The sequence below is a fragment of the Pontibacter vulgaris genome, assembly GCF_022758145.1.
Classification (GTDB): domain Bacteria; phylum Bacteroidota; class Bacteroidia; order Cytophagales; family Hymenobacteraceae; genus Pontibacter; species Pontibacter vulgaris.
Genome location: NZ_JAJVDH010000004.1, coordinates 1 through 25,623, shown reverse-complemented (window position 1 = coordinate 25,623; position 25,623 = coordinate 1). Strand labels below are relative to the sequence as shown.

Below are 25,623 nucleotides of genomic sequence, written 5' to 3'. Positions count from 1 at the left end.
GTATACATAGAAGGTAAATATATTAGTTTACACCCACATTGGCAAAAAATTTCCGTTATGGGTATGGTAACGTTATAGGATGCCATTATAAATTTGTTTTAATCTTAGTAAAATATGCAATTTTTTCTATTTTTGTAGCATAGTTGTGAAACAAACTACTTACTCCCTTAAAAACACGTTATTTTCAAATGAAACAATCTGGTAATAAATCTAATGCAGTAGGTTTGGATAGCTTAGGCATAAATGAGGCCAAAGAAATTCTTTGGAACCTTAGTCCTGCTGAGTTGGTAGAAGAAGCCATCAAAAATGGCGAAGGCGTACTGACAGACACTGGCGCCCTGATGTGCGACACAGGTAAATTTACCGGCCGCTCTCCCAAAGACCGTTTCGTGGTGAAAGATGCCAAAACGGAAGATACCGTTTGGTGGGGTGATATAAACATCGCTTTCGATCCCGAGAAATTCGATCAGCTACATGCTAAGATGGTTGATTTCCTGAAAGACCGCAAACTGTATGTGCGTGATGCTTATGCCGGCGCTCACCCGGATTATCGTTTGAACCTGCGTATAGTTAACACCCAGGCATGGCAGAATCTTTTCTGCAATAACATGTTCCTTCGCCTTACCGAAGAGGAAATTGCAAACCATACGCCTGAATTCACCATTATTTGTGCTCCAGAGTTCGAAGCTGATCCTGCAGTAGATGGCACCCGCCAGTCTAACTTCGCGATCATCAACTTTACAAAGAACATGATCCTGATCGGTGGCACAGGTTATGCCGGCGAGATGAAGAAAGGTATCTTCGGGGTACTTAACTACATTCTGCCACAAGAGAAAAACACCCTATCTATGCACTGCTCTGCCAATGTTGGCGCAGAAGGCGATACAGCTATTTTCTTCGGTCTATCAGGTACAGGTAAAACTACCCTTTCAGCTGATCCTAACCGTGGACTGATCGGTGATGATGAGCACGGCTGGGCTGCAGACTCTGTATTTAACTTTGAAGGCGGTTGCTACGCAAAAGTTATTGACCTTACCCGCGAGAAAGAGCCACAGATCTGGGATGCTATCAAATTCGGAGCAATTGTAGAAAATACACGTTTTGTAGAAGGAACACGTACAGTAGACTATACAAACAACTCTGTTACTGAGAACACCCGTACGGCCTACCCTATCAATCACATTGATAATGCTATTGAGCCTTCTAGAGCTGATATTCCAAAGAATATTTTCTTCCTGACTGCTGATGCATTTGGCGTTTTGCCTCCGATCTCTAAGCTGAACGCCAGCCAGGCAATGTACCATTTCATTTCAGGTTATACTGCAAAAGTTGCTGGTACTGAGGTTGGTGTAACAGAGCCGCAAACTACTTTCTCTGCTTGCTTTGGTGCTGCATTCCTTCCGCTTCACCCAACTAAGTATGCCGAGATGCTGGGCCAGAAAATGAGAGAAAATAATGTAAACGTGTGGCTGATCAATACAGGTTGGACCGGTGGCCCTTACGGTGTTGGTTCTCGCATGAAACTGCCATTTACACGTGCTATGATCACGGCGGCACTTAACGGTGAGCTGAATGACGTACATTTTGTAAAGCATCCGATTTTCGGTGTTGAAATGCCGACATCTTGCCCTAATGTACCGGAAGAGGTGTTAAACCCACGCAATACTTGGGCCGATAAAGAAGCTTATGACACCAAAGCGCATGACCTGGCTTGTAAATTCGTGAAGAACTTTACTAAGTATGCAGAATATGCAAATGATGAGATTCTGGCTGGTGCGCCTCAGGTAGAGGTGGTTCTGGACTAATCTCCTGTATTTATACTTTAAAGCCTCTCTGCTAAACCAGGGAGGCTTTTCTTTTTTCGGACATTTACACTGAAGTTTATACTTTCGTATACTAATTAGAGAGGTAATTTTATACTTGTCAGTTTGCCAGGTATTATTTTCCCCAAATTTTAAGTACATTATTTAATCAGATCATAAGCGTGCACCTTTTTTATACACCAGATATTGCCTCCGATATTTTTACACTTCCGGAAGATGAATCCAAGCATTGTACACGGGTATTACGTTTGCAGCATGGCGATACAGTATACCTGGTAGATGGCGTTGGCGGTATGTATACAGCCATTATTCAGGATGCGCATCCAAAGCGCTGCCAGCTACAGGTGATAGATAAGCAGGTAGAATTCGGTAAGCTACCTTACTATGTGCATATAGCCGTAGCGCCTACTAAAAATATGGACCGGATGGAGTGGTTTGTAGAAAAGGCAGTAGAAATAGGTGTGAGTGAAATTTCTTTTTTGTTGTGTGAACATTCTGAAAGGCGTGAACTTAAAACAGACCGACTGGAAAAGATAGCAATCAGTGCCATGAAACAATCGCAGAAGGGCTATCTTCCTTTACTGAATGCACTGCAATCCTATCAGCGGTTTGTGCAGACCTGTGATGCTAAAAACACATTTATTGCTCATTTAGAAGATGATGCCACTAAAAGCGTAAAGGATTACTACAGGCACGGTCTGCCGCATTGCATCATGATAGGCCCTGAGGGAGATTTTTCTAAGAACGAAATAGCTGCTGCTTATAATGCCGGCATCAGGCCGGTAACGTTGGGGCAAAGCAGATTGCGTACCGAGACTGCTGCACTTGTTGCCTGCCATACCTTGCATGTGCTGCATGATATTTATGAGCCTCTTTAAGACCAAGTATAACCACCTGAGCTGAGTTTATGAAGCGTACTTATCTCCTATTTTGTTTACTAGCGCTGTGCTGTACAGCAATGGCGCAGCAAAAGTATAGTTTTAAAATAGCCAAGCTAAAGTATAACGGCGGCGGCGATTGGTACGCAAACAAAACATCATTGCCCAACCTGATAAAATTTTGTAACCAGAACCTCAACATGAACATAGCGCCTGAAGAAGGTGTAGTTGAAGTTAGCAGCCCCGAGTTGTTTACTTACCCTTTCGTCCACATGACCGGGCACGGAAACGTGGTTTTCTCCGATGCAGAAGCACAAAATTTACGAAATTACCTTATCAGCGGCGGCTTTCTGCACATCGACGATAACTATGGCCTGGATAAGTTTATCCGGAAAGAGATGAAGAAAGTATTTCCGGAATACGAGTTTGTAGAGATTCCTTTTAATCACCCGATCTATCACCAGAAATACCCATTTAACAACGGCCTGCCAAAAATTCATGAGCACGATAATAAACCGCCACAGGGTTTTGGCATAATACACGAGGGACGGTTGGTATGCTTTTATACTTATGAAACCGATTTGGGGAATGGCTGGGAAGACCAGGAAATTTACAACGACCCTGAGGAGAAGCGCCAGCAAGCCCTTAAAATGGGAGCCAATATTTTAGCCTATGCCCTAACGCAGTACATGTAACTTCTTTTTACCTGAAAATATACTTGCACCAAGTATAAAAGTCTGCTGTAATTTATCTGAAAGCGTTAATTATACTTTCTTTGGAAGATCTCTGAAAGTATAAATGCCTCCCTCGCAGTGTTTGGGTTGCGAAGCAACTTGGCATAAGGCGATACTTGTTGTTGTTTAATAGCGTATGGTTTAAAAGCCTCACGCCTACTCTCCTGCATTTTTTTATCAGCTACACTTCTGTCTGCAGGTTCTTCCAGCGATATAGCTTTCGGAGTTATCGTTTCATAGTTTACTACAGGCTTGGGTTGCCTTGGTTTATACTCTTCCAAAGTAGCAGCTTCCTGCTCTTTAGCACGTTCCAGTTTTGGTTGTAATTCACGTAAAATATCTTCAAACGATGTACGTGGAGCTATCGGCCTTAAAGGCTTCACAGGCATCTCTTTCTCTTTGGCTGGCTGCTGGTTAGGTGGCATAACCTCACCTGATCCTTTAAAAGCTTTTCGCCAGGCCGAGAACAGGAAATAAGCTACAGCTGCCAGAATGTAAAGTAAAAGTTTATAATCTTCCATAGTAAAGTCTCTAACCAAATATAGCTATTTATACTTTCTTTAGCCTCATTAACCTTTATTTTATACTTGCTTAAAGTACAGAGGTATCAGAATTAGTCTTATTTTTGAGTTTAGATTGAAGAGATTCCGCAGAGCGAATGCAAGTATCAAGATTAGAAATTAAAGGGTTCAAGAGTTTTGGCGACAAAGTCGTTATAAATTTCGACGAAGGTATAACCGGTATTGTGGGGCCAAATGGCTGTGGCAAGTCCAACATTGTGGATGCCATACGATGGGTTTTAGGTGAACAGCGCACCCGTAATCTCCGCTCCGATAAAATGGAGAACGTGATTTTTAATGGTTCCAAAACCCGCAAGCCGGTGCAAATGGCCGAGGTATCCATCACCTTCGACAATAACCGCGGCGTTTTGCCAACCGAATACTCGCAGGTAACGGTAACGCGTAAATATTACCGTACCGGCGATAGCGAATACCTGCTTAATGGTGTAACCTGTCGTTTAAAAGATATTAACGAGCTTTTCCTGGATACTGGTATCGGCTCTGACAGCTATGCCATTATCGAGCTTAAAATGGTAGATGAGCTGCTGAACGATAAAGAAAACTCCCGCCGACTTTTATTTGAGGAAGCTGCCGGAATTTCTAAGTTCAGGGTTCGCAAAAAGCAGACGCTTAAAAAATTAGAAGAAACAGATGCCGACCTGGAGCGCGTGGAAGATGTGCTTTTTGAGATTGGCAAGAATATGAAAACGCTGGAGCGCCAGGCTAAACAGGCTATCCGTTATTTTCAACTAAAAGACGACTATAAAAAGCATAGCTTAGAGTTTGCTCGCCGTAATATTTCGCAATACCAGCATACTTTGCAGCGCCTGGAGCAGGATGTGCAGCATGAAACTGAGCTTAAAGAAGGCTATGTAGTTGCTGTTACTGAAGCCGAAGATGCTATAGCCGACCAGAAAGAAAAGCTGAACCGCACCCAGGAAGCTCTGGCCGAAAGCCAGAAAACCATGCAGGTGCAAACTGCAAAGCTGCGCCAGTTAGAAAATGAGATAAAACTCAAGGCCGAGCGCAGTAACTTCCTGAAGGAGCGCATGCAGCAACTGCGCCAGCAAATTGGCCAGGACACTGCCAACCTCGACCATACTAAAGATAGTATACTTCAGCTGCGCGAAGAACTGGAAACTGTACAGGAAAGCTTTGCTGATGCCGAGGATCAGGTGAATAATCTGAAGGAAGAATTACAATACGCTAATGAGCAAAAGCAAACCCTGCAGGAGGCTTTCCAAGAGTTGACAAAGCTGCAGCACCAGAAACAGAACGAGGTTTTCCAGTTGCACAAGTCGCTTGAAATTAGCAATGTTCAGATCCAGAGCACCACAATGGAACTTGGCCGACTGCAGGAACAGCAGCTGACAGCCGATGAGGATGGCCGTGCCCTGGAAGAGCAGTTACACGAAGCACAGTTTATACTTGAGGAAAAGACTTCTGAGCTCGTTCGTTTGCAGGCCAAAGAAGAAACGCTGTTGCAGCAAATTGAGAAAACAGAAGCTGATATTGAGCTGCTGAAAGAGCAACTGGTAGAGTTGAACCGTACGCTTGATGCTAAGCAGAACCAGTACACGCTTACCAAATCGCTGGTAGAGAACATGGAAGGTTTTCCGGAGGCAATTAAGTTTTTATGCCAGGCCGAGTACTGGAATAAACCAGCTCCTCTCCTTTCAGATATTATAGTTTGTGAGCCTGATTACAAAGGACTTATCGAGAGTTACCTCGAGCCTTACATGAACTTCTTTGTAGTGGATGAACTACAGGATGCTGTGGATGCTATCAGCCTGCTAAAGAGCCAGAACAAAGGTCGCGCAAACTTTATCATACTTTCCGAAATAGAAGAACTGGAACCTACCGGTACTTTCAGCGACGGAAAATTAAAGGCAGCTTATGAAGTTGTTTCGGCTGACAAAAAGTATAGCAGCCTTCTTAAGTATATGCTCAACAACGTATACATCAGCGATGATTCTGAAGACGATTTTTCCTCTGAAGATTACCGCACGATTATACTTAAAGATGGCTCTGCTATTAAAAAGCCGCTTAGCTTATCGGGCGGTTCAGTAGGCTTGTTTGATGGCAACCGTTTAGGCCGTAAGCAAAACCTGGAGCAGTTAGAGCTTGAGGTAGCAGAACTGACTAAACAAGTTGATATTCTGCAAAGTCGTGTAAATACACAGAACCAGATCCTACTTAACCACAAAAACGAGTCGCAGAAAGAAAGTATAAAACTGCTGGAGAAAGATGTTGCCAAACAGCAGCAGGAACTGCTGACTGTCCGAATCAGGCATGAACAGCACCAGCAAAACAAAAATAATTTTAACCTGAAACAGGCTGAGTTACAGCAGCGCCTGGAAGAGCTTAGAATCCAAAGCCGTGAAGTATCGCCTCAGGCAGAAGCTGATCAGAAGGAACTGAAGCGACTGGAAGATGAACTTGCCGTTTATACTTCGCAGGTAGAGCAGCAGCAAGAGCAGATTACGGTTATTTCTGGCATGTATAATCAGCAGAACATTCAGTTCCACCAGTTAAAGAACCGTTTTGCCAGCCTTCAGCAGGAAATCAGTTACAAGCAGAAGTCGGTAGAAACTAACCAGGAACGCATTGAGGGACTTCGTCAGGAGCTTTCCCGCTCCGAAGAGGAAACATTGCAGGCTACAGATTTTATTGAAGAAAACGAGGCTATAGTAGAAAGTATGACTGAAGCCCGCCGCGAGTTTGGATATGAACTGGAAGCTATAGAGAAGAAATATTTTACGCTACGTGGCGAGCTGGACGAGAAAGACAAAACCATACGTGAGCTACAGCGCAAGCGCCAGAATGCAGATGAATTGCTGATGCGTATGCAGCAAACTATAAATGATACGAAAATCAAGCTTGTATCTGTGCAGGAGCGTTTGGCCGCCGAGTTCAATATTTCGGAAGAAGACTTCGCTTCTCCTGCACCTGAGCAGGAGTTACTGATCGAGCTGAGTAATGATGAACTGAGCAAGCACATAGCTGAAGCCAAGAATGCGCTCGATAGAATGGGCCCTGTAAACGCGATGGCTGCTGAAGCTTACACTGAGATCGAGGAACGTAACAAGTTCATAACTGAGCAGCGTAACGATCTGGTTAATGCTAAGAATACCCTGATTGACACTATCAATGAAATAGACACTGTTGCCAAGGAGAAGTTTATGGAGGCTTTTGATCAGATAAAAGGCAACTTCATACGTGTATTCCGTAGTCTGTTTACCGACGAAGATAATTGCGACTTGGTACTAACAGATCCGAAGAATCCACTGGAATCTCGTATCGAGATCATGGCGCAACCGAAGGGTAAGCGTCCGTTAACTATAAACCAGCTTTCCGGTGGTGAGAAAACGCTTACAGCAATTTCGTTGCTCTTCTCGATTTACCTCTTAAAGCCGGCTCCTTTCTGTATTTTTGATGAGGTAGATGCGCCGCTGGATGATGCCAATATTGATAAGTTCAACAATATTATCCGTACCTTCTCCAACGATTCTCAGTTTATAGTTGTAACGCACAACAAACGTACAATGGCTTCTACTGATGTGATGTATGGCATTACAATGATCGAAGCTGGTATCTCAAGAGTTATTCCTGTAGATCTGAGGCAAATAGCATAACGCAAGTATAGACTCTAACTAAAAAGGGCTCGGCGATTATTTCGCCGAGCCCTTTTTAGTTAGAGTCTATACTTGATAACAAGCTTAGCTCCCTGTGCCTATAGCATCTATCTCATTTTGCAGTTTCTTTGTTAGTTTAGTTTTTACTAATGAATAAGATTGTTTAACATAATGATCCCACTCTTGATTAGTAAGCCTATCCCAGTCTTGGACCTGCACCCATTTATTACGGGCCATGTATGGGGCCGGAATTATACTTTCAGAAACAGTCAGGGCTTCAAATTCCTCGTCCTGTACTTTAAAAGATACTGTAGGTGTTCCTTCGAGGTTGGTAACGCAGAACATCTTACCCCCGATTAAAAAGCAAAGATCTGCTCCCCATTTAACATCTTCTGATACTCCCGGCAGTGAGAGGCAAATTTCGCGTAGATTTTCTATATGCATTTTGGTGTAGGTTTTTGGCAGCGCAAGTTTAAGTAATTAATTACCTTACCCCCTGTTCAGGATACTTAGCGGTTTTAGTGCGATAAAAAGCAAGTATAGATTCCATATCGGCTTCTATATCGCCTGTCGGATAAATAGTAGGCCCTATTCCGGCTTCTTTTTTAGCATAGTCAAGATAACCCAGCACAATAGGCACTCCTGCTCCTACTGCTACATGGTAAAAGCCCCGGCGCCAGCGTGGCTGGTACTTACGAGTGCCTTCGGGCGTTACCATTACACACATATCGCCCGGAGTTTCTTTAAAAATCCTGATCATGGCATCTACCATTTTCGTGTTTTTAGACCTGTCGATAGGCAAAGCACCCATAGCGCGAAGAAGACCACCAAATGGAAAGCGCATGAATTCTTTTTTAATGGTAAACCGGATTGGCGCATCCATAAGGTAAAAAGCAGCGCGTGCGTAAATAAAATCCCAGTTACTGGTATGAGGAGCTGCTACCATTACACAACGCCTGTCCTGTGGGGCCAGATTACCTTGCAGCTTCCACCCCGAAACTTTAAAAATTAATTTAGATAAGAATTTAGCAAACATGTAGTTAGTTGTAAAGCGCCATAAAAGCTACTTGTAGCCAGTATGGCGGTTTAATTAAAATGTATAAATACATATAATTAAACATATTTACAATGCCTTTTTAATTACGTGTGCTTTCTTACGCAATAAATAAGCTTGTATACCTACCCCGAGTACAGGTCCGAGCGTGGTATTTTTTCTGTCGTCTTCCTTTTGTTGAAAGTATCTTACTGCCAATGTCGGTTCAATAGAAAATTTCTCATTAAAGAAAAATGCATAGCCAACTCCTAAACCCCCTTCCATTAAATTATACTTTTTACCAGACGGAAATAAGTTCAGTAGCCCGGATTGGATTGTTAACTCTCCGAAAATACCGTTATCCAAATAATATCTTACAAAAGGGCCAGCTAGCAGATAGGTAGTTCGGTCAGGCAAAAGTTCTTTCTCTGTATCAGAAGTTATTTTTTTACTGACATGGTTTAAAGAAATATCAAGACCTACAGCCAGATCATGCAGCACGAAGTAACCATTTTTGGCTTTCATTTGTGCCTGAATGATATTTCCTTTTTGAATTTCAGATGAATTGGAAAGCTCATCGGTAAACTGATAGGCATAAGCAGAAATGGTACCCCCAAGCATTAAAGATCCCTGTTTTACTTTAGCCTTAATTAAAAAACTCTCATTTTCCTGGGCAAAGCTGATAAAAGGCAAGAAGCAAAAGATAAAGAGTAGTGTTTTTTTCATAGAAGGAATTAGTTTATACTTATTCCTGATACGAAAATTTAATAAGAATAGCTATATATAAATCAATAAAATAATATATTAATTATATTATTGGCATGTTATTTTAATAATAAGTTAGAAACTGGTCATACCTAGACTGGAACTTTATAGTATACCTTAATAAAATCAAGGTATACTATAAAGTTTTTTCTTTCTCCTCAACGAGTAATTTAATGTGCTTTTCCATACTTAATGTATACTGATAGCCGATATCAAATATTTGGTCAGCTTTTCTGAAACTCATCAGACGGTAATATTTTAGCTCCTGTGGCTCAAGGAGCAGGTCGCAGAGGTGCATGCGTAGTTTTACGTTGTTATTGATAGCCAACTGTACTGTGCGCTCTATCATGCTGCGAATGGTTGTTATTTTTGCCTGATGGTTTATAGGATTAGTATGGACGCCAATTTTTATGTCGCAATTTCCTTCCAGGCAATCTACAGGCATGTTGTTTAGCAGGCCTCCATCATTAAGCATCCTGCCTTCAAAATCGATGGGGCGATAAAGTATAGGTACGGCCGATGAAGCAAGCAGCGGTTTTATGATATTACCACTCGAGTAATATACTTCAATACCCTGGTTCATTTCGGTAGCACCTATTATAACCGGGATATTTAATTTTTCGAAAGAAGCATCAGTGCCCAGGTATTTTTCATAAAGTTTTTCTACTTCCAATAAGTGCATCAGGCCAATAGTGCCAAATGCCGGGCGCATTATTTTAAAAACACTGAGCTCTTTTATCAGTTTTAAAATCTCATCAGGTGTATAGCCGGCTGCATAAAAGGTAGCAGCTATTGCCCCGGAGCTAACGCCCGAAAGTATACTTATTTTAACATCAAGTTCGTCCAGTGCTTTAAGTACACCCAGATGCGCAATGCCTCTGGCCGCTCCACCTGATAGTGCCAGGCCTATCCGCATAATTTATAGTTCGTTTAAAGAAAATGTTTTCTCTAAACGCACGCCTTTCTCAGTGTGTTGCACAGTACAGCATTCATTAACAGGATCATGCTCCAGGTATAACACAATACCTTCATCTGCAGCTGTGTGGAGGAACTTAGCTTTTTCCTCCAGCGTAAGCAAAGGGCGCGTATCGTAACCCATCACATAAGGCAACGGAATATGGCCTGAAGAAGGGAGAAGGTCGGCCATGAAGGCTACTTTTCTGCCTTCATAAGGTATAATGGGTATCATCATTTTATCTGTATGCCCATTTGCATAAAAAATATCGAATTGTGGAAATGGAGAAGGTTGTGAAGGGTCAATGAATTTCAGATGGCCGCTCTCCTGTATGGGAAGTATATTTTCTTTCAGGAAAGAAGCTTTTTCGCGCATGTTAGGTTCTGTTGCCCATTTCCAATGATTCTCGTTAGACCAGTAAGTAGCATTTTTATATACTAACTCTAGCGCTCCTTCACTGTTTTTATACTTCACACTACCGCCACAATGGTCAAAGTGCAGGTGCGTAAGAAAAACATCCGTCACATCATCTTCCGTAAAACCAGCCTTGTTCAGAGATTTTTGCAGAGTATCTTCCCCGTGCAGATAATAGTGGCTGAAAAATTTAGCGTCTTGCTTATCCCCTATGCCATTATCAATCATAATCAACTTGTCGCCATCTTCGATTAAAAGGCAACGCATAGCCCATGTACACAGGTTGTTTTCATCGGCAGGGTTAGTGCGCTGCCAAATGGTTTTAGGCACTACACCAAACATAGCGCCTCCATCCAGTTTAAAAAATCCGGTATTTAATACATGTAGCTTCATAGTGGTGATTAGGCTGTAAAGAAAAACTTATCAGATATGAATGTACAAAAAAAATGAATCCGGAGCAGCGCTTTTACTGGCACCACACCGGATTCATACTTTATAGCTAGAAAACTATGAAACTTAGCCTTCCATCACCACGCCCATAGCTGAGAATTTATCAATCCGTTGCATGATACGATCTTCAGCGTCAATAGCCTCCAGTTCGTTCAGCATCTTAATAACTTCTTTCTTGAAAGTCTGCATCATCTTAACTGGTTCTGTATGTGCTCCACCTAATGGTTCTTTAATGATACCATCAATTAACTTATTCTTCAGCATATCTGTAGCTGTTAGTTTAAGAGCTTCGGCAGCCTGTTCTTTATAGTTCCAGCTTCTCCAAAGTATAGAAGAGCAGGATTCCGGGGAGATTACCGAATACCAGGTGTTTTCAAGCATCATTACACGGTCGCCAATGGCAATACCTAATGCACCACCCGAAGCACCTTCACCTATAATGATACAGATAACCGGTACTTTCAGCATAAACATCTCCTTCAGGTTGCGGGCAATGGCCTCCCCTTGTCCTCGTTCCTCAGCTTCTAAACCAGGAAATGCACCGGGTGTATCTATCAGCGTAACAATAGGGCGATTAAATTTTTCGGCCATCTTCATCAGGCGCAGCGCTTTTCTATAGCCTTCCGGGTTGGCCATACCAAAGTTACGCAACTGGCGCTGTTTGGTATTGCGGCCTTTCTGCTGACCTATAAACATTACGCTGCGTCCGTCTATCTCGCCAAAGCCACCTACCATGGCTTTATCATCACCCACAGTGCGATCACCGTGCAGTTCTACGAACTTATCTGTTATACCTTCGATGTAATCTAAAGTATAAGGTCTGTCGGGGTGGCGAGATAGTTGCACACGCTGCCAGCGGGTAAGGTTGGCATACGTTTCTTTTTTAAGAGTTTTTATTTTCTCTTCCAGCGCCTTTACAGCATCCGAAACATCAACCTGGCTCTCGCTGGCCAGTTTTTTCATTTCCTGCAGTTTGCCCTCTAAAGCGGCTATAGGCTGTTCAAAATCCAAAAGCATATTTTCGATCGCTAATTTCAGTTACAAATTTAACAGTTTCCGTTAATGGTGATGCGTAAGTATAAAAATTATCGTGCATTTAAAAAATAAAATATTTGGTTTTGAACATCTTACGATTTTTATGCAAAAATATAGGCTGTAAATAGTAGGAAGCACTTGCACAATTAAAAATAACCCTATACATTTGCATCACCTTAAACGATAAGGGAAACACAAAAATGGTCTGGTAGTTCAGTTGGTTAGAATGCCGCCCTGTCACGGCGGAGGTCGCGGGTTCGAGTCCCGTCCAGACCGCAGATAAAACTGCGGTAACGCAAGTAGAGCAAAAGGCTCTGATTTTAAAAGTATTGGTCCGGTAGTTCAGTTGGTTAGAATGCCGCCCTGTCACGGCGGAGGTCGCGGGTTCGAGTCCCGTCCGGACCGCAAAAGCTCTTGAAAGAAATTTCAAGAGCTTTTTTGTTTTAAGGCATTTGCTAAAGTCGCTTTTCCAACTTTAGTATTTATACTTCGCCAAATAGCAGTCAGCTTATTTTTCTCTGTACCTTTCTCTTAATAAGAGTATTTTAAAAACCAGAGGATAATGCTTGAGTTAAGTAGAAATTGTTTGGATGAATCTAAAGCTTTAAACAAACTGAAATATTTTACGGAGAGGCTTTAAAAAACGGGTATAAATGCGTGGGTTAAGGTCGTTTATAATCCAAGCTTTATAGTCTTCTTTATTTGCCCGTATCCTGTTCTTCAACGTTACATTACTCTTCCCACCTACCCGCATTCGAACAAGCGTTTCAGGAATGTAGTATGTTGTAATAGTATGCTTGTACAGGTAGCGGAGCATAAGCTCATAATCAGCAGCACTTTTAAAGCTCATGTTATATAAACCCAATCTGTCGTAAACTGTTTTTTTTACATAGAAGGTCGGGTGCGGCGGCATCCAGCCATATATAAAGTTCTGGCGTTTGTATGCACCGGACTTCCAGTTTCGAATTATCTTATCAGGTTTTGCCCGGTCCACGTATACAAGGTCCGCATACACACTATCAGTAGCATGCATCTGGAATGCGTTCACAACATGCTCAATGGCATCCGGGCTACCAAAGATATCATCAGAATGTAAAAGGCCGACCACATCACCTGTCGCCATCCTGATGCCCTTATTAATAGCATCGTAAAGCCCGCCATCCTTCTCAGAAACAAACTTTGTTATTCTGCTCCCATAGCTCCGGATAATGTCTACCGTTCCGTCTGTCGAAAGCCCATCAACAACGATGTATTCTATGTTCTTGTACGTCTGGCCTAGTACGGATTTAATGGCATCGGCTATCGTTTCCCTGTTGTTATAAACAATGGTTATGATGGAGACTTTCAAAGCTTGGGTGCTGGTATAAGTATAAATGCTGAATTTTATTTTATATGGCGTTTGCGTTTCGGCTCAGCGGGGTTGCCTTGGTAAATAGTATAAGGCGCAAGGTTCCTGGTTGCGACAGATCCGGCTGCCAGCACACTATGCGAACCGCAGGTAATGCCAGGGCAAACAATTGCCTTTGCTCCTATCCAGCTTCCTGTTTCAAGGGTTATTTCTCCCACCAACAGATCGAAAGTCTCTTTAGTGTAATCATGGCTGCCGGTAAGAAGCATTGCGCCTTGTGATAAAGTCACATTATCGTCGAGTTCTATTTGCGCCAGGTTATCAATCCAAACCTCTTCGCCTATCCATACATGATTACCAATACGCAGCAGCCATGGGTACTTGATATTAACAGAAGGTTTAATAACTACTCCATTACCCACCTTTGCCCCGAAAAGGCGCAACAGGTATACTTTAACAGCGCTTACAGGGTTTAATGGATTTAAGAAGAAGATAACATTAATAAAATACCATAGCGTCCTTTTAATAGTTCCGGCACCAGGATTGTACCAGTCGTTATTAAAGGAAGCGAGTTTTACTTGTTTTTGATTCTCTACAGTCATTTAAATCCTAAAAAGTGCTTTATTTTGAGCTAGTATTTCTTCAGTTGTAACTCTGTTTTTTAAAAATTTCTGTGTTTTCCTGCAGTATATTTCGTATTCCGCTTGATTCATGAGAATACAGTAGCGGATAACGCGAATAAATTCCTCCTGATCTTCCAGGGCGATATCCCATCCCACCTGAGAAGCTGCAAGATCGCGCCATGGTGTCTGATCACTAAGAATAACTGGGCAGCCAGCCTCCCAGGCTTCGATTATAACGTGCCCAAAATTTTCATTCAGCGTAGGCAATAGCAGAAAGTGGCAATCTTTAAGCAGCGCCTGAACCTTCACATTTGGCACAGCGCCCACATACTCTGCTTTCACATTGTCAGGCAATAAAGCTATCTGTTCCAGGCACTGTTTCCAATAAGATTGATCTTCTATTGGGCCAATAATTTTGAAATTGACTTGGTTATCTAATTCTGTACTGTCTAACATCTTCAGTGCACCAAGTAGGTTCTTTTTCGGGGAGATGCGGGATAAAAAGAAGAAAGTCGTGTTATCTGCAGTCTTTTCACGAAGCTTATCTACAGCTGAAGCAACAGTTGAAATATTAGTAGCTACCTTGATTTTTGCGGCCTCTCCAAATACTGCTTTGATCTCTGAAGCTTCAAGTTCAGTGGATGCATGCCAGGTTATGTTCTTGAAAAGACCTATAGCTTTAGCCATGTAAAGGAACAAGCTTTTTTTCTTCTTTTTGAATTCCAAAGCTCCTGCTCCAAGCATACCGCGTGGGGCCAGTATTACGTCTGCTTTATTCCTGTAAAGCTTATGAGCAAGGAATGGCAGCAATGTGAACTTGAAGGAAAATAAACTATTCAGGTAGATAATGTCATACTTCTTTTCCCTCAGCAGCTCCCTGTAAGTGGCAATGTGCTGGTGCTTTTTATCTAAGTACATTATTCTGTACCCCTGCTGATGTAGCCAGCAGTTAGGCTCAATGCCCTCATACGGCGAAAAATCACCAAAATCTGTATTACTACACAGGATACTGAAGTTCGTGGTGGCTTTGAGGCTGTTTACGATATTGGCGACAGACTTAATCGGACCTCCAGCTTTGTAACCTGGAAGAAACCAATCTATGCAGATCAATACTTCAGCTTTCAATTCTGTTATCCTCCAGCCAGTTTTCCAATACTATTAAATACCATATCCTGGACCAGGAAATCATCGGATCACCTGCATTGAATTTATTCCAAAGGTCCTCTAGAACCTGTGCATCAAGCAGCCCACGTGATCCCAGCTTTTTTAGTTTCTCTTCCGCAAATAGATACATCTCCCCTTTCAGCCATTGCTGCCAGGGTAATATAAAGCCCATTTTTGGTCTGTTGATGATGTTCAATGGCAACAGGTCGCCAAGCGAATCTGTTAGGAGTTTCTTTGGCGTGTAAGGATACTTGTACTTATCAGGAACACCAAGCACATATTCTACCAATTTGTAATCCAGAAACGGCACTCGAACCTCCAGGGCATGTGCCATGCTCATCTGGTCGGTATCACGTAACAAAGTATTCTGCATATAGGTGCTGAATTCAGCTACAGAAACCTGGCTAAGTACTGGTAGTATTTGTTCTTTTCTGCTTTGCTGCTCATCCTGAGCGAGTAATTCCTGAACCTTATTAGGAAGAAGCTCCTGCTTGTTTAGCAGATGTCGCAAAATAGTATCCGGAAATAACTGACGTGTCAAGGGGTATGTATGCGACATTTCCCAAGAGGCCAACCCAAGTAACTGACTAATTTTAGCAGATGCAACAGAAGGTTTTAATCTGTTAAGCGAATGTCCTACAAACCTACGGGCAAGTAATGGCAGAGCAGCCACCCATTGATACTGCTGTAGCATGTGCAAGCGCTTGAATACATCATACCCGCCGAAAAGCTCATCACCACCCAGCCCTGACAATGCCATCGTGATGCCTGCTTCCTTTGTTACTTTAGAAACAACAAAGGTATTGGGGCCATCACCACTAGGGTGATCCATTGCTTTAAGAGCAGCTGGAATTGTTTCCAGAAAGTCACTTGGTGTAAGTCTGATTTCGGTATGTTCTGTATTAAACTTTTTGGCTATTGCAGCGGCATACTTTGCTTCGCTAAATTCTTCTTCTTCAAAAGTAACCGCAAAGGTCTTTACCTTTTGCGTAGCTACGCGGCTCATCAGTCCAACCACAGCACTTGAGTCAATGCCGCCTGATAAAAATGCACCGAATGGTACATCTGCTACCAGCCTGCGCTCGACTGAATGCAGAAGTAACTCATGTACATCCCGCTTTATTTCCTCATAGCTTTTTCCTTCCGCTTCGCGGCTGTAGTTTTCAGATGCTGACCAATACCTGAACACTTCGGGTATTCCTCCCCTTATTAGCAATCCATGGCCAGGCAATAGCATTTTAATGCCTGCTACCATCGTATCAGGGGCATGCACAGTCTGGTAACGCAGGTAATCTGAAAGGGCAGCAATGTTTAATTTTCGGGGCACATACCCGCTTGCTAGCAGTGCCCGCACCTCGGAAGCGAAAATTAGGATTCCGTTCTGCTGGTAGTAATAAAGTGGTTTAATACCCAGCCTGTCCCGGATAATAAGTATTTCATTTTTCGCTTTATCCCATAAGGCGAAGGCAAACATGCCATTGAAATATTGCACGCAGTCCTTTCCCCAACGTTCATAGGCGGCAAGTATAACTTCGGTATCCGTATTTGTTCTAAATGAATAGGAACTCAATTGCTGTTTTAACTCCCGGTAATTATAGATCTCCCCATTAAATACCAGCACCTGATTGCCATCTTCACTTACCATTGGCTGGTGGCCGGCTGAAGAAAGATCAATAATAGATAAACGCCGCTGCCCTAAAGCTACGTCATCCTCCACTACTACCCCGCTGTCGTCAGGTCCCCGGTGTTCAATGGCAGCAACCATTGCTTCCAATGCCGGACGCGCCTGTTCGGATTCTACCCCTATTATTCCGCTAATGCCGCACATGTTGTGGTAGTTATCAGTTAGAGATTAAGAGTTATAAATTACCTATTTGCTCGTACCTGAACAAGCTCTATAAGTTTTGATGCCCAAACAGATGGATTGTTTTTTAAGGCCAGCGCCGTACTTTTTTTACCCATTTCAAGAAGTTCAGGGTCGGTCATTTTTATAATGCGCCCTAATGCATCTTTAAGCGCGTTTATATCGCCAGCCTTCACGATATAACCATTATGACCATCCTCCAGAAAAGCAGTTGCAGCACCTACCTTATCGGTGCATATCAGCGGAAAACCGGCAGCTGCGAACTCATGCACTACTACTCCCCATGGTTCAAACAACGAAGGTAATACAAAAACACCTGCCTGGCTTATAAAATCTACTAACTGTGCAGGCTGTACAAAACCAAAATGTTTGATCTTCGGATGCTTTACCGCCTCCTTTTCCAGTGGGCCTGTACCCAGACACCATAGCTCCCAGTCATTAGGTTGCTCTGCCTGTAATTCTGTAAAAGCCTGCCAGAGCACATCTAATCCTTTATGAGGCACATAACGCCCTACATACAGAAAGCGTTTCGGGTAAGCAGCAGATTTAGCAGCCAGGTTATCCAGGTACTGCTGGTAAAATACCGGTACGTTAGCTGCGTAATATCCTTGTAAGATATGAGAAGGGGCAAAGGATAATTTACGGGCATAAAGGGCTTGTGGCGCTCCGGCTACAAATGCATGAGTAAATAAGCGATGCAAAGTAAAAGGAGATAGCAGGCATGCCAGTTGTTGCTTCAGAGCACCGGTCCAGTGATTGTCCAGACCTACCAATGCAGGTATGCGTTTGTGAAAAGACCTTACTACAGCCAGGTAATCCTTATCCATCCAGCCACTGCAGAAAATGAGATTCGGTTTCAGTTCCTGCGCAATCTTTATTAATTCTGCCCGACTATAAGCTGCTTTCTCATACAGTACCACTCCGGCAGGTATAGTAAACTGGAACGGCGCTTCCTGGTTTATCGGCCATCGTACCAGGTGAATTTCTGCCTGGTGCTCTTCAACTAAAGCTTTCAAACATGCCAGGAAATAATCTGCCAGTTCGGTATAGAGGTATAGGAACCTTGGACGCATTGATTTATAAGAATACATGCTGTTATAGATCAGGCCGGGTAGCTTTTAGCTCCTTATCCTGATCCTTTACAATGAAGACCAGCAAAGTTAGAACCATGAGCAGCTGTATTGTAAAAGGGTTTAAAGAAGCGGCCAGCCACGACTCTACCATATTAGAGGCCACCACAGCAAAAAGAATAGGGAAAGCCAGAAACGAATTCTTTGCTGCTTTAAGGAAAACAATAAGCCAGCCTATGCAGAACAAGATCAGACCTATTAAACCCGTATCCAGCCAAACAGTTAGAAAAGCATTGTGAGCATTCCCTTCATGTCCCTTCATACTAAGCTCATAAAAGTTCTGTAGATAAATCCACTCCGTATAGCCAAAACCTTTTCCGATCCAGAAATTCTTTTGGATTTGTTTCCAGGCAAATTCACGCGCAATTACCCTGCCCCCTGCTTTATCAAGCGTTTCTATCCGCAGGTACTCTTCAAAGCCCAGTGTATGTGCAATAGCAACCATATCTATATCAATGGTTACAAGCATAATCCCTATCGCTGCCGAAAGCAACAAGCCTACTGTTTTGTTACGCCTTGAAAAAATCTTACTGGAAATAAAAATAAGAACTGCAATGGTTTGGCCTCTGGAGCCGCTCCAGAGCAAAGAAGAGAAAATTAAAACGTAGATAAGGATGTTCCATCTCATTGAAGTAACTTCCGGAAAGTAATGCTTTATAGTGAAGTACAACATAAAGAAAAGAAAACAGAACATTCCCAACCCATTCGGGTTTCCTAAAGCTCCTGAAGAGCGTCCTCCTCCTGCATACATCACCCAAGCTGGGTTTATCAGGAACATAATATAACCTGCTATTAGGACTGCCGCTCCCAAATAAATTATAGCTTTTAAAAAGATCTCCTTGTATGATTGATAAAGGCTGTAGCAAAGTATTGGCACTATTACAAATAACAACAAATAAGAAAATGTTTTTTGGAATGCAGTAAAGGTAACAGGGCTAAAAATTAAACATAAGAGAGCAAAAGTAGTGAATGGTAAAAAAGCCTTATGTATTGATTTAGAAAAATCCAACTGAATAAAAGAACGACCCGGAAATACAAAAGGAATAAAGAGGGCAAGTAACAAGACAGTCTTCAGATCTTGAGAAAAGGATAAAGCATAAATTCGGCTATCAGAAAGTATAAGTGTGAAGAAAAAGGTAATAAAAGTAAATAAATGCCTCCCCTGATTCTGCAAGTAAAGTGCTATAATAGCTAATAAAGGAATTGATAAGGGGCCTAAAACTATACCTGTAAAAAGCCAGAATATCAGAAGCATGAAGAGCTCTTTAAAGTTAAGAATACTATAACCTGTAAAATTTTGGGCAATACAAATATGCTTCTTTTTAATTATTTGCAAATTGATATATAATGAAATGAATGAAAAAATATAAAAGGTAACTTGAACAGATTACAAATTTACGCCTATTCTCTTCTTTGACTATTTTACCTCTAAAAGTTTAAGATACATATTTTTAACTGCACCCCACTGATATTTGGTATGAAATAGCAAATTGAGATTCTCACCTTTTTCTCTTAGCCATTCTTCTGAAGCCTTTTCTCTAATTTTATCTGATAATGCACCTTCTTTTGTCATATCAACTAATAATTCTATGTCCTCCACAATCCATTCATTCAGTTCACGCTTATGAAGTAAAACAGGAAGAGAGTTCTGCATAGCTTCAATAGTAACATTTCCAAAACCTTCTATAAGCGAGCTTAAAACAAAAATATCTGCTAAAGCATATACTTCAGACACTTCATCTGGTGGTAACAAGACATTAATAAATCTTCTACCTAATAATTGAACGCCAAGATTAATTAAAGTGGGATCATAAACTTTTCCACATAATACTAAAGACCAAGAATTATCTAACTTAGAAACTTCTTGAATCACATAATCCATCCTCTTAATATGTGCATCAATAGCACCAACGCTTAAAACTATCTTAGATGTTTGAACTTTATACTTTTCTAGTAAATCTTTCTTTAATTTATTTCCACTATATTTTTTACTATCAGAGGCTGGATTCGGAATTAAGTAAAATTTTTTAGCATCAGGATATGCTTCTACTGCAGCTTTATAATGCTCTATATTAACAAGATGTACTCTATCACTCACATTGATATAATGTTCTGGAGTCAAATTAATACCCATTGTGTATACCAGAATAGGTTTTCCAGGTAATAGTCTCTTAAAACGGAAGAGTGTTTTTGATACCCTAGGTTCTTGTGTGTAAATAGTATCAAATTTCACCCCCTTTCTATTAGCATAAATTATAAATTGTAGAGCAAATAAAATGTATTCTAAACCATATGAATCCCCAATAAGCTTCCATCCCCATTTGGCTAAAAAATTTAAATCTATAAAGCTTTTTAGAACTATCTCATTCTCACTTTGTTTACCTGACCCTTTAAATAAAAAAACTTCTAAATATTGTATTTTCTCTTTCTTTAAACTCTCAAAAAGATTCCTAGAAGAGTTCTCATAGCCACGATCCTTTCTATGATCAAGACCTGCGCTTAATATTGCTATTTTCATGATTTCTTTAATAATAAATCTTAAGCTTTACTAATAACAAAGTAAGAATTGTTTTCAATTATAAGAACTACAGATATAATATCATGTACTTTAATATGTTAAAGATTAACAACTTTCTCAATGGTTTCTTTAACAATAGAATCCCATGTATATCTATTCTTAACTAATTTTATTGCATTGTTCTTTTTGGATTCTAGATCTGTTTCATTGCAATTTATTGCTTCAACAATTGCCTGCTCTAATGCCTGCTTGTTTGCTACCGGTATCAGCCAACCCGTTTCCTCCTGTACCAACAAACTTACAGCGCCTACGTCAGTGGCAATCACAGCTAAGCCAGAAGCCATCGCTTCTAAAATTACAGTTGGCATGCCTTCTGAATAGCTCGGGCACACAAGCACATCACAACTATTCAAAACCCTCTTTATCTCCTGCTCATTTTTGATTAGGCCGAGGTAATTAACCTTTTTATTCTTAAGTTGCTTTTCTTTAGGTATTGGGCCAATGAAGTAAAAAGTAAAAGTATGCTTTTCACTAAGATTTTTTACGGCTTCCTGCAGTTCCTCTATTCCCTTTCTCCTTTCAAAGCGTCCAACAAAAACAAACTTTCTTACGGTTTCATTTTTTGCCTGTTGGCTTTGCTTTAGCCAATGCGTCTCTATCCCTATAGGTATTTCAAGTATTTTTTTTGAAGTTAAAGCCATCTGTATACCTGTAAGCTTTCCGCCTAAAGAGAAAACAAAATCTGTGTTTTTCAGAAGAAATGCCACTGGTGCACTTAATAAAAGGTATTGAAGCTTTACAATAAAAGAAGGTGCCTGCTGAAACATCTCAACTCCATGAAAATTTACTCCAACATGTGGCAAATTTGCTCCCTTCTTCTTTTCAATTATAGTTTTCCAGCCAGTAAATCCCTGTGCGTATATAAAGTTTGCGAGTTCTCTTTTCTTTAACAGATGGTATATATCTGCTGAATACAAATACGATTCTAAAACATAATGCCCTAAAAAATTGCCTACTGAAGGAAATGGAATGTAGATGGGATTGATAAATGCAAGTTCCTCTTCTGTAAAGCAATCTAGTTTAGTTGTGTTAGCTTCTGTTGGGCCCGTATGATACAAATCAACATATACGCCATTTTGAGCTAGGTACTTGGCCAGATAATAAGAGTGCTTCTGCATCCCACCTACAACATAAGGATAGATTCCATCTGTGAGTAAAGCAATCTTCATTTAAGAATGATTCATGAGTTAATGTTCTGGAATATCTTGATTTGTAAATTACATCAAAGCAGATTTATAAATGCCTTCAATAATATTAGCACGAGTGATTGGACGGTGATCCTGCTCAATTCTGACCAAGCTCTTAGTTCCTTTTTCTCTTATTAAAGATCTGTTATTAATTACTTCACTTACAATTTCGTATAGTTTATCTTCTACAATTTTAGAGAAAATCATCTTTGCATCCTTGCTTCGGGGTATAGAGCGATTATCCTCTACAAGAGGAACTTTTATAAGCCAGCCAATATCATCATTATTAATTTCAGGAAATGCCGCTCCATTTGTAGTAATAACAGGACAGCCAGCCGCTTGTGCCTCAAGTACAGAATACCCATATGTCTCATCATAACTAGGTAAGAGACCAATATCCGAGCAACGCAATAAATTTAATACCTCTTCATTGGGCAAGTAATTATAATGATTTATTTGAGGGTATTTATTTATAATACTAAAAGCCCATTTCTGATCTTCTAATGTAGTCTTAGAGGCATAATCACCGAATGAGAGATTGGATACAATATTCAGATGAACAGGCTGCTTTTGATCAAACAATCTAATAAAAACTTTAAGAATCTCTTTTCCTCCCTTTCTAAAAAAATCTGCCCCTGTAATTGTGAAAGTAACAAAATTAGGAGAGGTATTTTTCTGAGCAACTGAATCTATTAACTTAGCTTGTTGAGGGTGCAAAATCAACATCTTTTGTTTTATCTCGTCAGCATAACTCCCATAAGCATTCAAGTAATTTAATTGCGCATCATAAGCAAATTGGCTCATTGCTATCAGCTTTTTACAGCTACTGTGCAATAGCCTTTTTATAACAAACCCAATGTAAATCTGTTCATTGGCAAATACTCCTGGCCTATGAGCACCTCTTGGTAAGTAATGTTCAAATGTAGTTATCCAAGGCGTGTTACCAACGTTAACCGCATTAAAAAAATGATAAAGAGCTACTTTGTTTAGTCCTAGATCATAATATAGATTAGCTAAAAAAGAATGAGATTGATTTTTCAGCTGAAAGTATATATGGCTGGGTATTTTAAGCAAGTCAACTTTTTTACAAACCTTAAACTCTTGAAAAGGTAAATTTATGAAGTTTCTTATCTGGTTATAACCGAAAGAGTTTGTACCAACTGTGATCTTCTGCATACAGGAAAATATTTTAGCTACGGTAACATTTTATTGTGCTACATTAAGAGCTGGAGCGAATTAATTCACTGTAAAGTTGTAAAACTTTCTCTGCAACTCGAGGCCATTTAATTACGGCAACCTCCTCCTGAGCCTTTAGAGCAACGTCTTTCCTTTTCTTCTCAGATAGTAAAACAAAGTGTTTTATGCTATTTATATAAGCTTCAGTGCTATGCTCAAAAGAGATATAATTGCCCTTAAATGGATAATAAATACTAAATACATCAGATGTGACCACAGGACACCCGTAAACTAAGCTCTCAATAAGTGAGTTATTGGCTGTAGCTGATAGCAGTGGTAGAAATAAACAATATGCAGACCTATAAAAGTATTCAAGTTCGCTATCACTTATTTCTCTGGTATATTTAAAATTTTGATACTTAGTTAACCTAGCTAATATTTCACTTGGTAAGCTTCTGTTGACAAGTACAAATGTAAGCTCTGGATTAATCTCAAAAAATATTTTAAGGATTTCTTCATATACTTTCCAGTCTCGCTGCCAATTTCCGACAGTTAATATATGTTGTCTTTCTTCAAAAGCAATTTCCCTGAATAGGTCGGGATGAACGCCATGCGGAATTAAATGAATTTTTTCAGTAGGCATCACCTGTTCCAGAATAGCTCGCTGGTTCTCCTCTAAAATAATGGCAGCTGCTAGCTTAGAAAATCTATTTTTTGTTAATGCATGTGTAAATTTGCCAACTCTTCCACTGTAGTCTCCATAAATAACTTCTCTTTCCAAATTTTCCGGTGGCTGATGGAATGTTGCAACAACCGGTATTTTAGGAAAAAGGAATGGAGAGAACCTCAGATACTCTTCAGCATAGTATATATGCAGAAGATCGGGCTTATACTTTAACTTTATTAATAGCTCATATAGCCATTTATACTTTTGTAGAATCATAGCAGGAGGACGCTGCTCATTTATACCTATAACTGCTTTAGGAGTTGTATAATTTGCTAGTAGATCATACCCTCCTAACTCTGCATGGTGCTTATAGTGAGTTCTAAGAGCAATATGGTTTAATTCGTGCTGACCACAAATATTAAGCATCATTTGTAATAATTAGATTAGCTTAAAATCGAAAGATTTAACCAATCAACACTGTAAAAGTTCCTACTTCTAAACGATTTAGCTACTTGGGAGAATGTTGAATTACCTTGATATAGTAAAGTAGTGCATCTAGTAAGAATTCCTAGTTCTATTAGGCTTTCCTGAAATATTTTTTCTGCCACAAAATATTCACCTGTATGTAAAGCATATTGATGTAAACCACCACTAAGTTTCTCAGGTAAATATTTGGGATAGCAAACCAAGTCTTCGTTAAAAGTATTTTTAAAAAGCATCTCTATTTTAATATTATCAGTAGCTAAAAAAATTCTAGCGTTCTCTACATCAACCAAATTCTTTAAATGCTCTATCAAACCGTCTAAAGCGGCATCAGGTTTATTATCAGTGTATCTTACATGTACACCTATAAACCCACTAGATAGCTTGTTAATCTTTAGAAATGCCTCTACCCTTTTTTCAATTATTGGTTTTAAACAAATATGGGTTTTTAATAATGTTAAGTCACACTCTGGGATAAAATCTGAAAAAAAAACTACGTTTTGTTTAATATCATAACTATATCTTCCTCCCATAGCCATATTTCTTTTATCTATCAACGCTAACAGAGCTCGAGCTTCAGAATCAGTTCTCTTTTGCGTTTTCTTAGTCTTATATTTCCAAAATTCATTTAATATATTTAATCTTCCTCGACCTAGGTACTTTTTCTTTATCTTTTGAAAAATTCCCCCTGAATCATGTAAATATAAATCATATAAACTAGCCCATAAGTTTTCTTGCCACACAGAAGGATAAAAAGTTAACCTTTCAATGTTTCTTGTGATTTCAGATAAATCATTAACTGAATCCACCTCATTAAGAGAAAAATATTTATAAAAAATGTTTTCTCCCTTCTCTCCATATTGACCATCAGACCAATCTACATAAATTTTCCTGTTAGTTTTTATTGCATAGCTTATAGCACTACATAAAGTATACATTCTATTACCTAAACCAGCACATCCTTTTATTATTAGGTATTTATGTTTATCCATTTCATTATTTAGTAGTCAAGAATTAAACTCAAGAAGCATTAATAGCATAAATTCTTTCAATCATCTCCACAACTTTTAGTCCTTCAAGGGCATTGGTGGTAATGGTATTTCTTCCTTTCAGTACATCAA

The 25,623-nt window shown here is 40.3% G+C and carries 22 protein-coding genes and 2 tRNA genes; 6 read left to right on the top strand and 18 right to left on the bottom strand.

The features are described 5' to 3' along the window. Window positions 1–188 precede the first annotated feature (188 nt). From pckA to LWP20_RS10280, 3 genes are all read left to right on the top strand, one after another. Complete coding sequence (gene pckA, locus LWP20_RS10290) at window positions 189–1,805, top strand: phosphoenolpyruvate carboxykinase (ATP) (RefSeq protein WP_242928059.1); 1,617 nt, start codon at window positions 189–191, stop codon at window positions 1,803–1,805. 179 nt (window positions 1,806–1,984) lie between these two features. After that, window positions 1,985–2,701: a 16S rRNA (uracil(1498)-N(3))-methyltransferase gene (locus LWP20_RS10285; RefSeq protein ID WP_242928058.1), complete on the top strand. Its 717-nt coding sequence runs from the start codon at window positions 1,985–1,987 to the stop codon at window positions 2,699–2,701. A gap of 29 nt (window positions 2,702–2,730) precedes the next feature. Then, complete coding sequence (locus tag LWP20_RS10280) at window positions 2,731–3,396, top strand: DUF4159 domain-containing protein (protein ID WP_242928057.1); 666 nt, start codon at window positions 2,731–2,733, stop codon at window positions 3,394–3,396. 65 nt (window positions 3,397–3,461) lie between these two features. On the opposite strand, the gene LWP20_RS10275 is transcribed toward LWP20_RS10280, so the two are convergent. Continuing rightward, window positions 3,462–3,956 (bottom strand): hypothetical protein, encoded by a 495-nt coding sequence (locus LWP20_RS10275; RefSeq protein ID WP_242928056.1) that lies wholly within the window; start codon window positions 3,954–3,956, stop codon window positions 3,462–3,464. A 137-nt stretch (window positions 3,957–4,093) separates the two neighbouring features. Here LWP20_RS10275 and smc point away from each other — a divergent pair, with 137 nt between their 5' ends. Then, entirely contained in the window at window positions 4,094–7,630 is a 3,537-nt protein-coding gene (gene smc / locus LWP20_RS10270) for a chromosome segregation protein SMC (protein WP_242928055.1), read from the top strand. 84 nt (window positions 7,631–7,714) lie between these two features. Here smc and LWP20_RS10265 read toward each other — a convergent pair whose 3' ends face one another. The 6 genes from LWP20_RS10265 to LWP20_RS10240 form a co-directional block, all read right to left on the bottom strand. Further along, entirely contained in the window at window positions 7,715–8,074 is a 360-nt protein-coding gene (locus LWP20_RS10265) for an MmcQ/YjbR family DNA-binding protein (protein ID WP_242928054.1), read from the bottom strand. 40 nt (window positions 8,075–8,114) lie between these two features. Continuing rightward, window positions 8,115–8,666 carry a 1-acyl-sn-glycerol-3-phosphate acyltransferase gene (locus tag LWP20_RS10260; protein WP_242928053.1) on the bottom strand — a complete coding sequence of 184 codons (552 nt, stop codon included), beginning with the start codon at window positions 8,664–8,666 and terminating at the stop codon, window positions 8,115–8,117. An 87-nt stretch (window positions 8,667–8,753) separates the two neighbouring features. After that, window positions 8,754–9,389, bottom strand: coding sequence for a hypothetical protein (locus LWP20_RS10255; RefSeq protein ID WP_242928052.1), 636 nt, complete (start codon window positions 9,387–9,389; stop codon window positions 8,754–8,756). Between the two features lie 175 nt (window positions 9,390–9,564). Further along, complete coding sequence (locus LWP20_RS10250) at window positions 9,565–10,344, bottom strand: patatin-like phospholipase family protein (RefSeq protein WP_242928051.1); 780 nt, start codon at window positions 10,342–10,344, stop codon at window positions 9,565–9,567. A 3-nt stretch (window positions 10,345–10,347) separates the two neighbouring features. Further along, window positions 10,348–11,190: an MBL fold metallo-hydrolase gene (locus LWP20_RS10245; RefSeq protein WP_242928050.1), complete on the bottom strand. Its 843-nt coding sequence runs from the start codon at window positions 11,188–11,190 to the stop codon at window positions 10,348–10,350. Between the two features lie 123 nt (window positions 11,191–11,313). Then, window positions 11,314–12,264 carry an acetyl-CoA carboxylase carboxyltransferase subunit alpha gene (locus tag LWP20_RS10240; RefSeq protein ID WP_242928049.1) on the bottom strand — a complete coding sequence of 317 codons (951 nt, stop codon included), beginning with the start codon at window positions 12,262–12,264 and terminating at the stop codon, window positions 11,314–11,316. A gap of 220 nt (window positions 12,265–12,484) precedes the next feature. Between LWP20_RS10240 and LWP20_RS10235 the strand changes: the two genes are divergently transcribed. Together LWP20_RS10235 and LWP20_RS10230 are read left to right on the top strand one after the other, a co-directional pair. Continuing rightward, a tRNA-Asp gene (locus LWP20_RS10235) sits at window positions 12,485–12,558 on the top strand. 55 nt (window positions 12,559–12,613) lie between these two features. Further along, window positions 12,614–12,687: transfer RNA gene (locus tag LWP20_RS10230), tRNA-Asp, on the top strand. A 199-nt stretch (window positions 12,688–12,886) separates the two neighbouring features. Here the strand turns inward: LWP20_RS10230 and LWP20_RS10225 are convergent. The 11 genes from LWP20_RS10225 to LWP20_RS10175 form a co-directional block, all read right to left on the bottom strand. Next, entirely contained in the window at window positions 12,887–13,630 is a 744-nt protein-coding gene (locus tag LWP20_RS10225; RefSeq protein ID WP_242928048.1) for a glycosyltransferase family 2 protein, read from the bottom strand. Window positions 13,631–13,665: 35 nt separating this feature from the next. Continuing rightward, window positions 13,666–14,232, bottom strand: coding sequence for a WcaF family extracellular polysaccharide biosynthesis acetyltransferase (locus LWP20_RS10220; RefSeq protein ID WP_242928047.1), 567 nt, complete (start codon window positions 14,230–14,232; stop codon window positions 13,666–13,668). Beyond that, window positions 14,233–15,378, bottom strand: a complete 1,146-nt coding sequence (locus LWP20_RS10215; protein ID WP_242928046.1) for a glycosyltransferase family 4 protein — start codon at window positions 15,376–15,378, stop codon at window positions 14,233–14,235. Next, a complete protein-coding gene (asnB, locus tag LWP20_RS10210) occupies window positions 15,368–17,245 on the bottom strand; it encodes an asparagine synthase (glutamine-hydrolyzing) (protein WP_242928045.1) in 1,878 nt (625 codons plus the stop codon). Before asnB ends, LWP20_RS10215 begins: the two co-directional genes overlap by 11 nt. Window positions 17,246–17,283: 38 nt before the next feature. Continuing rightward, complete coding sequence (locus LWP20_RS10205) at window positions 17,284–18,354, bottom strand: glycosyltransferase family 4 protein (RefSeq protein ID WP_242928044.1); 1,071 nt, start codon at window positions 18,352–18,354, stop codon at window positions 17,284–17,286. Window positions 18,355–18,376: 22 nt separating this feature from the next. Further along, window positions 18,377–19,666, bottom strand: coding sequence for an O-antigen ligase family protein (locus LWP20_RS10200; protein ID WP_242928043.1), 1,290 nt, complete (start codon window positions 19,664–19,666; stop codon window positions 18,377–18,379). Window positions 19,667–19,828: 162 nt separating this feature from the next. Then, window positions 19,829–20,929, bottom strand: coding sequence for a glycosyltransferase family 4 protein (locus LWP20_RS10195; protein ID WP_242928042.1), 1,101 nt, complete (start codon window positions 20,927–20,929; stop codon window positions 19,829–19,831). A gap of 98 nt (window positions 20,930–21,027) precedes the next feature. Beyond that, a complete protein-coding gene (locus LWP20_RS10190) occupies window positions 21,028–22,158 on the bottom strand; it encodes a glycosyltransferase family 4 protein (protein WP_242928041.1) in 1,131 nt (376 codons plus the stop codon). A 48-nt stretch (window positions 22,159–22,206) separates the two neighbouring features. After that, window positions 22,207–23,352, bottom strand: a complete 1,146-nt coding sequence (locus tag LWP20_RS10185) for a glycosyltransferase (protein WP_242928040.1) — start codon at window positions 23,350–23,352, stop codon at window positions 22,207–22,209. 43 nt (window positions 23,353–23,395) lie between these two features. Then, window positions 23,396–24,448, bottom strand: coding sequence for a glycosyltransferase (locus LWP20_RS10180; RefSeq protein WP_242928039.1), 1,053 nt, complete (start codon window positions 24,446–24,448; stop codon window positions 23,396–23,398). Between the two features lie 14 nt (window positions 24,449–24,462). After that, on the bottom strand, window positions 24,463–25,494 hold the full coding sequence (locus tag LWP20_RS10175; protein ID WP_242928038.1) for an O-fucosyltransferase family protein: 1,032 nt from the start codon (window positions 25,492–25,494) through the stop codon (window positions 24,463–24,465). Window positions 25,495–25,623 lie beyond the last annotated feature (129 nt).

Excerpts from the sequence above, each read along its gene's own strand:
- LWP20_RS10175 (WP_242928038.1), bottom strand. The coding sequence starts at position 25,494 with ATGGATAAACATAAATACCTAATAATAAAAGGATGTGCTGGTTTAGGT.
- pckA (WP_242928059.1), top strand. The coding sequence starts at position 189 with ATGAAACAATCTGGTAATAAATCTAATGCAGTAGGTTTGGATAGCTTA.
- LWP20_RS10275 (WP_242928056.1), bottom strand. The coding sequence starts at position 3,956 with ATGGAAGATTATAAACTTTTACTTTACATTCTGGCAGCTGTAGCTTAT.
- LWP20_RS10205 (WP_242928044.1), bottom strand. The coding sequence starts at position 18,354 with ATGCGTCCAAGGTTCCTATACCTCTATACCGAACTGGCAGATTATTTC.
- LWP20_RS10190 (WP_242928041.1), bottom strand. The coding sequence starts at position 22,158 with ATGAAGATTGCTTTACTCACAGATGGAATCTATCCTTATGTTGTAGGT.
- smc (WP_242928055.1), top strand. The coding sequence starts at position 4,094 with ATGCAAGTATCAAGATTAGAAATTAAAGGGTTCAAGAGTTTTGGCGAC.
- LWP20_RS10250 (WP_242928051.1), bottom strand. The coding sequence starts at position 10,344 with ATGCGGATAGGCCTGGCACTATCAGGTGGAGCGGCCAGAGGCATTGCG.
- LWP20_RS10200 (WP_242928043.1), bottom strand. The coding sequence starts at position 19,666 with ATGCTTCTGATATTCTGGCTTTTTACAGGTATAGTTTTAGGCCCCTTA.
- LWP20_RS10255 (WP_242928052.1), bottom strand. The coding sequence starts at position 9,389 with ATGAAAAAAACACTACTCTTTATCTTTTGCTTCTTGCCTTTTATCAGC.
- LWP20_RS10180 (WP_242928039.1), bottom strand. The coding sequence starts at position 24,448 with ATGATGCTTAATATTTGTGGTCAGCACGAATTAAACCATATTGCTCTT.
- LWP20_RS10260 (WP_242928053.1), bottom strand. The coding sequence starts at position 8,666 with ATGTTTGCTAAATTCTTATCTAAATTAATTTTTAAAGTTTCGGGGTGG.
- LWP20_RS10220 (WP_242928047.1), bottom strand. The coding sequence starts at position 14,232 with ATGACTGTAGAGAATCAAAAACAAGTAAAACTCGCTTCCTTTAATAAC.
- LWP20_RS10280 (WP_242928057.1), top strand. The coding sequence starts at position 2,731 with ATGAAGCGTACTTATCTCCTATTTTGTTTACTAGCGCTGTGCTGTACA.
- asnB (WP_242928045.1), bottom strand. The coding sequence starts at position 17,245 with ATGTGCGGCATTAGCGGAATAATAGGGGTAGAATCCGAACAGGCGCGT.
- LWP20_RS10185 (WP_242928040.1), bottom strand. The coding sequence starts at position 23,352 with ATGCAGAAGATCACAGTTGGTACAAACTCTTTCGGTTATAACCAGATA.
- LWP20_RS10240 (WP_242928049.1), bottom strand. The coding sequence starts at position 12,264 with ATGCTTTTGGATTTTGAACAGCCTATAGCCGCTTTAGAGGGCAAACTG.
- LWP20_RS10245 (WP_242928050.1), bottom strand. The coding sequence starts at position 11,190 with ATGAAGCTACATGTATTAAATACCGGATTTTTTAAACTGGATGGAGGC.
- LWP20_RS10195 (WP_242928042.1), bottom strand. The coding sequence starts at position 20,929 with ATGAAAATAGCAATATTAAGCGCAGGTCTTGATCATAGAAAGGATCGT.
- LWP20_RS10265 (WP_242928054.1), bottom strand. The coding sequence starts at position 8,074 with ATGCATATAGAAAATCTACGCGAAATTTGCCTCTCACTGCCGGGAGTA.